The following is a 13,234-nucleotide window of genomic DNA, read 5'->3' on the forward strand; positions in this document are numbered from 1 at the left end:
GATCAACCTGTCGAAACTCGTTAGACATAAGCCTATCCTCAAGCCTGTGCTTGAGCCTTCCTGCTTATGCTGAGTGTCCGGTCGAAAGTGGGGGCAGTTCAGGTATAGATCGCTCGGTTCTGGCATCTGACAACCAGATTCAGAATGCGTGGCAGAACCTCCCGCAGCTGCTGAGCAATATTCCGCCGAACCTACGTACGGAAGGCATCATGCGGATGTGTGTTGCAGTTGCTACTGGCCTATTCGATTCCGCGATAAACTACGCGTGGAACGCAGCGATCCTTGAGCTGCGTGATAAAGTTCGTCGCTTCGGCATCCACATCATTCCGCAGATAATCGACAAGGACTTCGATGAGAAGAAATTGCTGGATATGCAGGATGCAGAGCTGCTGACCTTATGTTTGAAACTCAACCTCATATCCGAAACGGGCTACTTTATGCTCGATCAATGCCGAGACATCCGAAACAATTTCTCGGCAGCCCATCCAGTAATCGGCAACATTGATGAATACGAGTTCATTAGCTTTCTGAATCGATGCAGCCGACATGCTCTAAGCGATGAGCAGAATACGGCTGGCGTCGATATCAAAGAATTTATGAAAGCTCTCAATGCGTCAGGTTTTTCACCGGAGCAGATGCAAATATGGTGTCACCGCATTACGCAGACCTTCAATGCCCAGCGCGATGCAATATTTGGTATGCTCCATGGCATCTATTGTGATCCATCAAAGGAAGAGCATTCGAGGGTCACGGCTATTAGCGTTTGTAGCCACTTTGCGTCATCCTTCTCGCCCAGCTCCATTTCACTACTAATCAACCAGCACCAGAGATATCAGGCAAAAGGGGAACAGGATCGCTTCAAGGCCTCACAAGCATTTTTCGAGCACCTTAAAATTATCGGCCTTCTCTCTGAAACCGAGCGCCACGCCCTGATCTCGAAGGCTTGCAAGAACCTTATTTCGATCCACCAAGGTATTAACAACTTCTACAACGAAGGGCCTTTCGCCGAACGTCTTTCAAAACTTTCCGAAGGACATCAGATACCGGAGACGGTACGCCGCGAGTTTGTGGAAACTGTCATTACGTGCTCCGTCGGAAATCCATATGGTACTGCTAATAGTGCTGACATCTACTACATGCAGATGATAAAGGGCTTCTCGCCGCGAGAAATACAAATGATGTTTGAGCTTGTATCATCAACTACCGTTCTGGCAGGTAGAATAACTTCTCATGCTCGTTGCAGGAACAAATTCAAGGAAATTGTCAATTCATTGCAGCCAAGCAGCGTGCCGACCAGTTCGAAGTCCATTTACGAAAAATGGATACTCTCCTAAAGGTGCGATTGAGGCGAGTTTTATGACCTGAATTCTTTAGGCATTCCCTGATCAGGCAAGATTCGTCTAGTATAGCTTGCTCGCGTTTTACGGGGGACGCAGTTTAAAGACCTGTCACGGTCGGAATTCTTGGTGTCGTCGAGTCCTTCTGAACTCGCGCAGCGACTGCGACCGTCAAAGCCTGGGCAAGACACATCGGGGCCGCCAAGGACCGCGAGAAGGTGTAATCGTGCTCTGGTACGGCGAAGAGCACCTTGGCTGATTTTGCGAGCGGTGAGAGGGTGCTGTCCGAGATAGCGACCACTGGAACGCCGATTTTCTGTGCTTCTTCCACGATGTTCACGACCTCGTTGGCGTAGAAGCGGAATGACACTGCAATTAAGGCGTCTGTCGTTCTCATTGTTCGCGCCATGTGGGTCGCAAGCCCACCGCCTGGATCGAGAAGGACGCAGCGCTTACCCAGCATCGTCAAGATGTAGCGAAGCAATTCGACAACCGGCGCTGAACGCAGCTGGCCGACTAAATAAATGGTGTCCGCTGCATCAATCGTATCGGCTGCAACTGCCAGGTCTTCGGCACTCGTGCGCTCCAAGACATCCTGAAGAGACGCGATATCGCGAACGACCAGATCGTGCAGAAAGCCATATTCCGAGCGGTCCTCACGATTTTGCAACTCAGTATCGAGAGCTTTGACACGCGCCTCAAACCCGGGCGCTGCTGTCGCCAACCTCTTTTGAAACAGGAGCTGTAGCTCCTTGAAACCCTTGTATCCGAGCGCTTGGGCAAAACGTACAAAGCTGGATGCGTGCATTTCGCAGCGTTCAGCGATTGTGTTGACCGATTGGACAGCGACCTCGTTTGGATTTTGGGTCAGGTAGACCGAAATCTTTTGATAGGTCTTGCTCATCTGATCATGACGTTCATGGATCAGACGAATGAGTTCTTCGTAGTCCTTGGGCGGCTCAACAGGGGGCGGTAATTGCTTCATGGCAATACTCTGCAATAAACGTTGCGAAATTCCAAGGGGGTGGCATAGCTATTCTATTTCCACCAGAAGATCGTTCGCTTCAACCGAAGCGCCAGCGGTCACATGGACAGCTTTAACGACGCCAGCACGGTCTGCGCTCAAGGCGGTCTCCATCTTCATTGCCTCAATGGAAAGGAGACTGTCTCCAACCGTCACTTTCTGGCCAACCATAACAGATATCGAGGCTATTACCCCCGGCATCGGCGCTCCGATCTGGCCAGCGACTGATTGATCAGCTTTGGGACGAGCAGTCTTCGTCGACTTCTGCGCTCTGTCAGGAACCGTTGTTGAACGAGGCTGACCATTGATCTCGAAATAGACTTTTACATCCCCATCGTCGTTAGGCTCGCCCTTGGTCAGATAGCGAATTTCCAGCGTCTTGCCGGGCGCAAGCTCGACGGATGAATCATTACCTTCCTTCATTCCGTAGAAGAACACCGATGTCGGCAGTGCATGCACCGGGCCGTATTGGCGGCGGCGTCCCATGTAATCGAGGAATACCTTGGGATACATGAGATACGCAGCCAAATCCTCGTCAGAAACTTCGAATCCGTCCAGTTCAGTGACCAGCTTTGCGCGGACCGCTTCCAGGTCGACCGAGGGCAGGTGTTTGCCGGGGCGGTCTGTGGACGGGAGCTTTCCTTTCAAAACCTTTTTGGCAATGTCCGAGGGCCAGCCTCCTGGTGGTTGGCCGAGATTGCCTGAGAGCATATCGACCACGGAGTCAGGAAAAGCGACGTCACGCGCCGGATCGACGACGGCTTCCTTCGAGATGTTTTGCGCGACCATCATCAACGCCATATCGCCGACGACCTTCGACGAAGGCGTCACTTTTACGATATCGCCGAATATCTGGTTCGCATCAGCGTACGCGTGAGCCACCTCGTGCCAACGCTCTTCGAGGCCGAGGCTTCTTGCCTGGGCCTGCAGATTCGTGAACTGGCCGCCTGGCATTTCGTGAAGGTAGACCTCGGAGGCAGGTGCCTCCAAGCCACTTTCAAATGCTGCATATTGGTGGCGGACACGTTCCCAGTAATTGGAGATCGATCTGATGGTTTCCGGCTCAAGGCCCGTATCCCTGTCGGAACGAGCTAAAGCCTCGACAATCGAACCCATGCAGGGCTGCGAGGTGCCTCCGGAAAATGCATCCATGGCAGCGTCAACAGCGTCTACACCTGCATCAGCCGCAGCCAGGATAGATGCTGCTGCAATCCCGCTGGTGTCGTGGGTGTGGAAGTGAATTGGGAGACCTGTTTCTTCCTTCAGAGCTTTCACCAGGACACGGGCAGCTGCTGGCTTCAGCAGTCCGGCCATATCCTTCAGGCCAAGAATATGGGCACCGGCAGCTTCAAGCTCCTTCGCCATGTTTACGTAGTACCGTAGGTCGTACTTGGCACGCTGAGGATTGAGAATATCGCCGGTGTAGCAAATGGTGCCTTCACAGATTTTTCCGGTCTCAATTACAGCGTCCATAGCGACACGCATGTTCTCGACCCAGTTCAGGCTGTCAAACACACGGAATACGTCCACACCCGACTTGGCGGCTCTATCTACGAAGAACCGCACCACATTGTCGGGATAGTTGGTGTAGCCAACGCCATTCGAGGCGCGCAGCAACATCTGTGTCAGGACGTTGGGCAGTCGCTCGCGGATCGCATGAAGGCGCTGCCATGGGCACTCTTGAAGGAAGCGGTACGCCACGTCGAATGTTGCGCCACCCCAGCATTCAACCGAGAAGAGGTCGCCCAGACCCGCCGCGTAGGCTGGCGCGATCTTGACCATGTCATCTGTGCGCATTCTGGTCGCAAGCAACGATTGGTGACCGTCTCGCATTGTCGTGTCGGTGATCAGCAGCTTGCTCTGCGATTTCATCCATTCGGCGACCGCAGATGCTCCGCGCTCTTCAAGAAGTTGGCGCGTGCCGGGCTTCCAATCCGGCTTTAACACCGGAACACGTGGTGGCTTGGCTTCTGCGGGCGGTTTGGCGCGTCCGGCAGTTTCGGGATGCCCGTTCACGGTAATATCGGCAATATACCGGAGGAGCTTAGTGCCACGGTCCGCGCGCTTACTGAATGAAAACAAGTCGGGCGTCGTATCAATGAACTTGGTCGTGTAGCTCATGTCCTGGAAGGTCGGATGCTTGAGCAAGTTCACGACAAACTCGATATTCGTATTCACCCCTCTGATGCGAAACTCACGGAGCGCTCGGTCCATTCGGCGGATAGCCTGATCCGGTGTCTGTGCGAGAGCGGTGACCTTAACCAGGAGGGAGTCGTAGTGACGGGTTACGACACTTCCCACATATGCGGTACCGCCATCCAATCGAATGCCCATGCCGGTGGCGGTTCTATAAGCAGCGATACGACCGTAATCAGGAATAAAGTTGTTTTGAGGGTCTTCGGTGGTAACTCGACATTGAACGGCGTGTCCGCTCAGTTTGACTGCTTCCTGGTTGTCTGCGCCCGTTGCCTCCGCCAAGGTCGCACCTTCTGCGATCCTAATCTGGGCTTGAACTATGTCGATGCCTGTCACTTGCTCGGTAACGGTGTGCTCAACCTGAACCCGAGGATTGACCTCGATGAAGTAGAACTCTTGAGAGTCCATATCCATCAAGAACTCTACGGTCCCCGCGTTCTGATAACCGACGGAGTTTCCGATTTTCAACGCAAGAGCACATACCTCTTCCCGTTGTGCCGCAGTAAGGTATGGAGCCGGGGCACGTTCCACGACCTTCTGATTTCGCCTTTGAACGGTACAGTCACGTTCATAAAGGTGGAAGAGACCGCCATGCTTGTCCCCGAGAAGCTGAACTTCAACGTGACGTGCTCTCAGGATCATCTTTTCGAGATAGCCTTCGCCATTCCCGAATGCCGCCTCGGCTTCGCGGCGACCTTCCCGGACTTTTGCCTCCAGTTCCTCTTCCGCCAGGATCGGCCGCATACCACGACCGCCTCCTCCCCAACTTGCCTTCAGCATCAGGGGGTAGCCGACAGCAGATGCCTGTTTCCGTATGGCGTCAAAATCGTTGTCCAGAACGTCGGTAGCCGGAATTACCGGTACTCCAGCGGATTGAGCGACTCTTCTGGCCGACGCTTTGTCGCCCAATGCACGCATGGTCTCCGCTAGAGGTCCGATGAAAGCGATGCCTGCCTCAACACAGGCTTCGACGAAATCCGGATTTTCAGAAAGAAGCCCATAACCTGGGTGAATTGCATCCGCCCCCGACTGTCTTGCAACACGGATGATCTCCGGGATGCTCAGGTAAGCTCCAACCGGTGAGAGACCTTCGCCAATGCAGTACGCCTCATCGGCCTTAAACCGGTGGAGGCTGAGCTTGTCTTCTTGCGCGTATACCGCAACAGTCTTTTTCCCCAGCTCGTTGGCTGCGCGCATGACTCGAATTGCGATTTCGCCACGATTGGCGATCAGGATTTTCTTGAACATGGGACCCTCGGGGGAAAAGGGACGTCCGGGTGGAGACCGGACGTCCTTGAGAAGGGGTTTGAACCCCATAAACCGTCGGGGGAAGAGACGACGGCTATTCGATCAGTTCGCCACGCTTATCCATTGGCGTGACGATGAGGATTGTTGGATGGTCTCAACTAAATGCTGAATGCGCAAACCGGCGGCAAAGCCAAACGGCTCTTCAATTTCACCGGCAATCGCCTGGATGTATCCGGCAATCTCGATGGCTTTCAGATCGTTGAAACCAAGCTGATGACCGGGGGCAACACAGAACCGCCCATAGGGTTCGTGATCCGGCGACGCTTCGATCTTCCGGAAACCACGGCGACCGACGGGATCGTCATTGGTATAGAAGTGAAGCTCGTTGAAGCGCTCCTGGCTGAAATGCAGCGAGCCCTTCGTGCCGTAGACCTCGAAATCGTGCTGCATCTTCCTGCCTGTGGCAATCCAGTTGCCCTCAATCGAGCCTTGTGCACCATTGGCAAACCGCAGGAAGGCACGACCGACATCGTCAACCTCAACGCGCCGCGTGCCACCTTTTCCGTCCGGTCGCTCGCCAATCATGGTGATGCAATCTCCCATGACATCGGTAATCGGTCCGAGAAGAAACTCGGCGGTGGCAAGGGCATGCGAACCGATGTCTGCCAGAGCGCCGCCGCCCTCAGGAGCGTGTCTGAACGTGAATGCACCCGACGCGTCGACCATGTAGTCTTCAGCGTGAAGGCCACGATAGCCCCGGACCTGGCCCAGCTCACCGTCGGCGATCATCTTCCTTGCCAATCGGATCATCGGGTTGCAGAGATAGTTGAAGCCCACCTGGGTCTTGACGCCTTTTGCTGCGGCAGCTTCTGACATTTCACGGGCGTCGGATGCCAACGGTGCCAAGGGCTTTTCACAATAGACGTGCTTCCTTGCCGCAATGGCGGCCAAAGCCATTTCCTTGTGAAGTGCATTCGGAGCAGTGATGTCGACGACATCGATATCTGGATTGGAAATCAGGCTGCGCCAGTCTGTGGTTGAGTTGGCAAACCCGAATTCGTTGGCAGCTTTATTGGCGGCCTCATCTGTAACGTCGGCAACCGTGTGCAGCTCAATGTCGAACGGCAGATCGAAAACCTTCTGCGCGGACGCGAACCCGAAGACATGGGCTTTGCCCATGAATCCAGTTCCAATGAGTCCGACACGGAGAACGGGTTTGTTACGCATAGGCAAATTCCGGATTTACAACGAGGGTAGGATCGACGCTGCCGTTCAAATAATTCACGGCGTTTTGGATGGACGCGATTGCCATTCGCTCTCCGCATTCTGCGGTAAGACCGGCAATGTGGGGGGACAGAACCGCGTTCGGATGGCTGAGAAGTGGAGCGTCGATGGCAGGCGGTTCTTCGTCAAAGACGTCCAAGCCGACGGCTCCGACGTGACCACTAAGCAACGCATCATGGAGTGCCTGCTCGCAGATCACTCCGCCGCGAGCCGTGTTGGAAATCACGACACCGCGTTTCATCATAGCGATCTCGGCAGCGCCGATGGCCGGTGTGGATGCCTTCGGAATGTGAACCGAAACATAGTCTGCCCAAGGCAGGCCTTCCTCCAGTGATGTTGGAGTTACAGGGCCCTCTGGCCAGCCCGTCTTCAGAAGGTATGGATCGTAAGCACGGATGTTCATCTCGAAACCCGAGGCCATCCTGGCCAGATGTCGTCCAATTCGCCCGTAACCTAGGATAAGAAGGTTCTTGCCGGAAATTTCCTGCTGTTCGAGCTTGTTGCGCCAGCCCCATTGAGCGGGATCACGAACTGCCCGATCTGCCAGAATGGCTCGCTTGGCTCCGGCGAGAAGTTGCATCATCGCGTGTTCTGCGACTGAGACTGAATTCACGTCACCAACAATCGTGAGCGCGATATTGCGCCGATTAAGCTCAGCAAGGTCGACCGAATCGTAACCGACCCCATGCCGCGACACGACTTTAAGCTGCTTAGCTCTAGCTATTGTCGCCGCCGACAGTGGCTGCGTGCGAATGACGAGCGCGTCTGCATAATCAATGAACGGTGCGTAGGACGACTCGGACACCTCTTCAATGTACTTGACGTTGAAGCCGCTGGCGGGCAACGCCTTCAACATGGCCTCACCAGAAGGGTGAAGTTTACCTGCGATGAGAAGTTTGTGCATCAGTAGCCTCCCGCTTTGGGGGCTTCGGTTGTGGCTTTCTGTGTAAGCTTTCGCCATGTGCCGACAGACTCAGCGGCCGCCGCCGCGATAAGGCGAGAATCGCCTGACACGGTTGTCATGTCGAAACCCCACTCGATGGCGCGTGCGGCATACTCCGCTGTTCCGCAATGAAGAGCGGCCTTGATACCGTTGCGGTGGCAAGTGTCCTTGATGCGCTTGATAGCTTCGATGACCTCCGGTTCTTCGCGGTCGAAAGCGGGCATCAATTTGCCCTTCGACAGAGAGAAGCTGAGGTCAGCGGGGCCAACATAGATGCCATTGAGGCCCGGAGTGGAAGCGATCTCCTCAAGGTTCTCCATGGCTTCTGCTGTTTCGATCATTGCAAAAGCCAATATCTCATCATTCGCTTCGGCGGGGTAATTGGCACCTGCCGCATAAACAGCGCGAGTCGGTCCGAAGCTGCGTTCTCCAAGCGGAGGATATCGCATGTACCGAACGAACTGCTCGGCCTGAGCGCGGGTGTTGATCATCGGGCAGATGATCCCATATGCCCCGGCGTCGAGGACCTTGGAAATCCAGGAAGGATCGAGCCAGGGAACACGTGCCATCAGGACTTTGTCCGAGGCACGCATTGCCTGGAACATCGCCAACACATCCTTATAATCGACAGCCCCGTGCTGGATGTCGATGGAGATTGCATCGTAGTCCTGCGCTGCCATGATTTCTGCCACAAATGGGCTGGCGATTGAGAGCCATCCATGCAGGACTGGGCGGCCTTCCGACCATATCTGCTTCAGCTTGTTCTTCTTCATTGTGTCACCTCAGAAAACGAGCTGTGCGAGCTTGGTATCGAGGTAATCGTCGATGCCTTCGATGCCACCTTCTCGACCCATGCCGGAGTGGTTCGTGCCGCCGAAGGGAGCTTCGGAAGCTGCAAGTGCAAAGGAATTGATGCCGACCATCCCAGACTTCAAAGTCGCAACCGTGCGACGTGCGCGATCAGGCGAGCGAGTGAAGGCGTATGCCGACAAGCCCATATCGGATGCATTGGCTCGGGCGAGAACTTCCTCTTCTGATCTGAAGCTGGTGATCGCGGCGATAGGACCGAAATTCTCTTCGGCAAAGACCTTCATGTCGTCGGTGACGCCAGTCAGCACGGTCGGTTCGAAGAAATACCCGTGGTTCAGCTGCTGTGGCCGCTTGCCTCCGTGGGCAACGGTTGCGCCCGCACGCACGGCATCAGCAACAATGCCCTCGATCTCCTTAAGCCGCGCGGCATTGATAAGTGGACCCATGCCGGTGTCCGACTCAAGGCCGTCCCCGAGTTTGATCTTGGACGCCCGCTCGACAAAGCCCTCGACGAACTGATCGTGAAGGCTGTCGTGAACGAAAATACGATCTGGGGTAACGCACACCTGGCCGCAATTTGCGAACTTGGTCGGTACCGTAAGGTCGAGAGCGTTCTTTAGATCGGCATCGTCGTAGATGATGAGAGGGGCGTTGCCACCCAACTCCATCGATACCTTCTTCACGGTAGCGGCAGCATCCCGGATCATCTGCTGACCAACACGTGTCGATCCCGTCAATGACACCTTGCGAACGCGGGTATCCGCCATAATGGGTGAATAGGTGTTCTCGGTGCTGCCGACGACGAGATTGACCGCGCCGTCCGGAAGTCCTGCGGCTCGCAAGCAATCGACCATGACCATCGCAACGCCAGGGGTTTGTGATGACGGACGAAGAACTACCGAGCAGCCCGCAGCCAATGCCGGTGCGAGTTTCCGAGCAGGCAAAGCTGCGGGGAAATTCCAAGCCGTAAATGCGCCCACTATCCCGACGGCTTCGCGCGTAACCTCGAAACGACCACCCGGTACGCGGCTATCGACAATGCGGCCGTAAATCCGGCGAGCTTCTTCCGCAAACCAGCGAAACTGATCGCATGCGAGGGTCCATTCACGCCCCGCTTGAGCAAGCGGCTTGCCCGTTTCAGTCGAGATCATTTGAGCAGCGTCTTCAGCGCGACGAAGCATTTCATCGGCGGCACGATGAAGGGCGTCGGCCCGACCGAAACCACCCAACTCCCGCAACTTTGGGAGGGCGTTCGCTGCTGCATCAATGGCCGAGCGGGTCTCTGCGGCGGTGGCGAGGGGAACGGTTCCCAAGGCCTTTTCGGTGACCGGAGAGACAACCTCTCCCGTTACGGTACCGGGAACCCAGCTACCGTTTATAAAAAGTCCAAATTTCGCGTACATGGCTTACCTGATTTCGTTCGTGTTGATCGAGCGGCCTTCGGCAACGGAGCGGATTGCGGCCTCGGCAAGAATGAGTGCTTGGCGGCCATCCTCGAAGCCGACTGAAGGGGGTGTGCCAGTTTCGACTGCATCGACGAATGCACTGATTTCGGCCGCGAAAGCGTCGGCGTACCGGTCAATGAAGAAATTGAGCAACGGTGCAGCCTGGTCAGTGGACGTTTCTGAATAGAGGCGGAGGTGATTGATGGGACGGTTCTCGGAGATGGCCATTCCAGCACTTCCGAGTGCCTCAACTCGCTGGTCGTACCCGTAGACCGCGCGACGAGAGTTGTTGATGATGCACTGCTTTCCGGACGCGGTCTTCAGGATCACCGATACCGTGTCGTAGTCATCGCATTTGTTCATGAGGTCTGCATCGACCAAGCGCGATCCCGTCGCGGTAACCTCAACAACTTCCTCGCCAAGAATGAAGCGCGCCATATCGAAATCGTGGATCGTCATGTCCCGGAAGATACCGCCGGAAACTTCGATATAGGCAGCAGGAGCCATGCCGGGATCGCGTGACGTTATCACGACCTGATGCAGGTCTCCGATTTTACCAGCCTCGATGGCCTTGCGCACTGCACTGTGACCACTGTCGAAGCGACGGACAAAACCGAGCATGATCGGAACCTTGGTGCCGCTAATCTTCGCGGCGCATGCATTTACGCGCTCCAGTGACAGATCGATTGGCTTTTCGCAAAGTACCGGCTTTCCGGCTGCAACCGCCTTTTCCAGGAGGTCGGCATGCGTTGGCGTCGACGTGGCGATCAAGACGGCATCAACGTCGGATGAAGAGAAAACGTCTTCTACCGAACCAAACTGTTTGACACCCAGTTTCTGCGATACATCTTTTGCTGATGGTTCATGCACATCGAACACTCCTGCGAGCGTTGCACGGGGATGTGCAGCAATGTTTTCAGCGTGCATACGGCCAATGCGGCCCACACCGAGAACGGCGATTTTTGGCATCAGAAATTCCTCCCGAGATATTTTCGCAATAATCATTGCAAAGTGTTCCATTTGTCAATATGTATTCCAACACAAACCGAAATTCCCATCCGCAGGAGGAGGCGAGATGTCCGCTAAGACCCTACGCTTGACCATGGCTCAGGCGCTCGTACGCTATTTGTGCAACCAGTTTACTGACGTCGAAGGGGAGCGAATCCCGCTCTTCGCAGGCGTCTTCGCCATCTTCGGCCACGGCAATGTGACCTGCCTATCTGAGGCTTTGGAGACTGTTCAGGACCAGCTGCCGACTTGGCGCGGCCAGAATGAGCAGTCCATGGCTCTGGCTGCAATCGGCTTCGCAAAGGCGAAGCGCCGTCGCCAGCTGATGGTCGCGGCAACCTCGATTGGGCCCGGTGCTCTGAACATGGTCACAGCGGCGGGTGTGGCAATGGCAAATCGCCTGCCGGTATTGCTGATCGCGGGTGATACCTTCGCGTCCCGTCTACCTGACCCGGTACTGCAGCAGGTCGAACACTTTGGCGACCCAACGATCACGGCGAACGACGCGTTCAAGTCCGTGGTTCGTTACTGGGACCGTATCGTTCTTCCCGAGCAATTGCTCCAGTCGCTTCCCCAGGCTGTCGCGACGATGCTTGACCCAGCTGATTGCGGCCCTGCATTCATCGGGCTCGCACAGGATTCCCAAGAGATCGCTTTCGATTACCCCGAAGTATTTTTCGAGCCCAAGGTCTGGAAAATCCCACGCCCTCGTCCTGACCGCGACGCTATTGCTGAAGCCGCAAAGGTTCTATCGGAAGCGAAGCGCCCGCTGATTATCTCAGGGGGTGGGGTGCGTTATTCTCTCGCGGAAGAAAAGCTCGCTGAATTCGCCGCTAAGCGCGGCATTCCGGTTGTTGAAACGATTGCCGGTAAAGGCGCTCTCACACATGAGCATCCGGTTCACGCTGGCCCTATCGGCATTGTCGGTTCCACTTCCGCGAATGCATTGGCGAAGGACGCCGACGTTATCCTCGCCATCGGAACGCGACTACAGGATTTTACGACCGGCTCTTGGACGGCTTTCGCCCAGGATGCGCAGTTCATCTCCATCAATGCCGCACGATTTGATGCCATCAAGCATCGCGCTCTTTCAGTGGTTGGCGACGCGCTTGAGTCAATCATCGAGCTTAACGCGGCGCTAGGTTCATACAAGGCGGAAGCTGGTCTGATGTCGCGTGCGAAATCTCTGTTCGCAGAATGGAACAAGCTCCTCGACGAACATCAGATGCCGACGAACGCACCTGTGCCTTCCTATGCCCAGGTCGTTGGTATCTTGAACAAGGTCGCACGTCCTGAAGATACGCTCATTGCCGCAGCTGGCGGTACCCCTGGTGAAGTGACAAAGGGTTGGCGCGTCAAGAATCCCAATACCTTTGACTGCGAATTCGGCTTCTCCTGCATGGGGTACGAGATCGCAGCTGGTTGGGGGTGCTCCATGGCACAGGAGGGGCCCGGCTCCGCAGGTGGCACGCCCATCGTCATGCTGGGTGATGGCACCTATATGATGATGAACTCTGACATCTATTCGGCAGCACTCACTGGCCACAGAATGATCGTCGTGGTCTGCGATAATGGCGGATATGCAGTCATCAACCGCCTTCAGCAGGCAAAGGGCGTCCCAGGTTTCAACAATCTTCTTGCGGACTGCAGAATTCAGAACCGTGAGAATCCGTTGCATGTCGATTTCGTCAAGCATGCGGAGGCGATGGGTGCCCACGCTCGGAAGGTCGAAAGCCTGGCTGATCTCGAAGATGCCATGAAATGGGCGCAGGGCAACGACGGCGTAACCCTTATCTCCATCGTTTCGGACGCATGGAAGTGGGTGCCAGGTGACGCTGACTGGGATGTCGGCGTCCCGACAATCTCCACATTTGAGAGTGTTCGGGCGGCTCGTGCTTCCCAGGAAAAAATCCGTGAAGCGCAGCGAGTAGGTATTTGA

At 55.4% G+C, this 13,234-nt stretch carries 9 protein-coding genes; 2 read left to right on the forward strand and 7 right to left on the reverse strand.

All coding sequences use genetic code 11. The annotated features are described in order from the left end of the window. The coding region (locus ACSQ3I_RS16625) for a hypothetical protein (protein WP_436000729.1) at positions 1-1,334 on the forward strand (1,334 nt) is incomplete at its 5' end. A 103-nt stretch (positions 1,335-1,437) separates the two neighbouring features. On the opposite strand, the gene ACSQ3I_RS16630 is transcribed toward ACSQ3I_RS16625, so the two are convergent. From ACSQ3I_RS16630 to iolG, 7 genes are all read right to left on the reverse strand, one after another. Then, positions 1,438-2,322, reverse strand: coding sequence for a MurR/RpiR family transcriptional regulator (locus ACSQ3I_RS16630; RefSeq protein ID WP_436000731.1), 885 nt, complete (start codon positions 2,320-2,322; stop codon positions 1,438-1,440). Positions 2,323-2,370: 48 nt separating this feature from the next. Continuing rightward, positions 2,371-5,805, reverse strand: coding sequence for a pyruvate carboxylase (locus ACSQ3I_RS16635; protein ID WP_436000733.1), 3,435 nt, complete (start codon positions 5,803-5,805; stop codon positions 2,371-2,373). A gap of 102 nt (positions 5,806-5,907) precedes the next feature. Beyond that, positions 5,908-7,032: a Gfo/Idh/MocA family protein gene (locus ACSQ3I_RS16640; RefSeq protein ID WP_436000735.1), complete on the reverse strand. Its 1,125-nt coding sequence runs from the start codon at positions 7,030-7,032 to the stop codon at positions 5,908-5,910. Then, a complete protein-coding gene (locus tag ACSQ3I_RS16645; RefSeq protein WP_436000737.1) occupies positions 7,025-7,993 on the reverse strand; it encodes a hydroxyacid dehydrogenase in 969 nt (322 codons plus the stop codon). The genes ACSQ3I_RS16640 and ACSQ3I_RS16645 overlap by 8 nt, the downstream gene beginning before the upstream one ends. After that, positions 7,993-8,805 carry an HpcH/HpaI aldolase family protein gene (locus ACSQ3I_RS16650; RefSeq protein WP_436000739.1) on the reverse strand — a complete coding sequence of 271 codons (813 nt, stop codon included), beginning with the start codon at positions 8,803-8,805 and terminating at the stop codon, positions 7,993-7,995. Before ACSQ3I_RS16650 ends, ACSQ3I_RS16645 begins: the two co-directional genes overlap by 1 nt. Positions 8,806-8,814: 9 nt before the next feature. Continuing rightward, entirely contained in the window at positions 8,815-10,245 is a 1,431-nt protein-coding gene (locus ACSQ3I_RS16655; protein ID WP_436000741.1) for an NAD-dependent succinate-semialdehyde dehydrogenase, read from the reverse strand. 3 nt (positions 10,246-10,248) lie between these two features. Further along, entirely contained in the window at positions 10,249-11,259 is a 1,011-nt protein-coding gene (gene iolG, locus ACSQ3I_RS16660; protein ID WP_436001160.1) for an inositol 2-dehydrogenase, read from the reverse strand. Positions 11,260-11,362: 103 nt separating this feature from the next. Between iolG and iolD the strand changes: the two genes are divergently transcribed. Continuing rightward, positions 11,363-13,234 carry a 3D-(3,5/4)-trihydroxycyclohexane-1,2-dione acylhydrolase (decyclizing) gene (gene iolD / locus ACSQ3I_RS16665; protein WP_436000742.1) on the forward strand — a complete coding sequence of 624 codons (1,872 nt, stop codon included), beginning with the start codon at positions 11,363-11,365 and terminating at the stop codon, positions 13,232-13,234.

The sequence above is a fragment of the Rhizobium sp. LjRoot30 genome (assembly GCF_964253915.1).
GTDB lineage: Bacteria > Pseudomonadota > Alphaproteobacteria > Rhizobiales > Rhizobiaceae > Metarhizobium.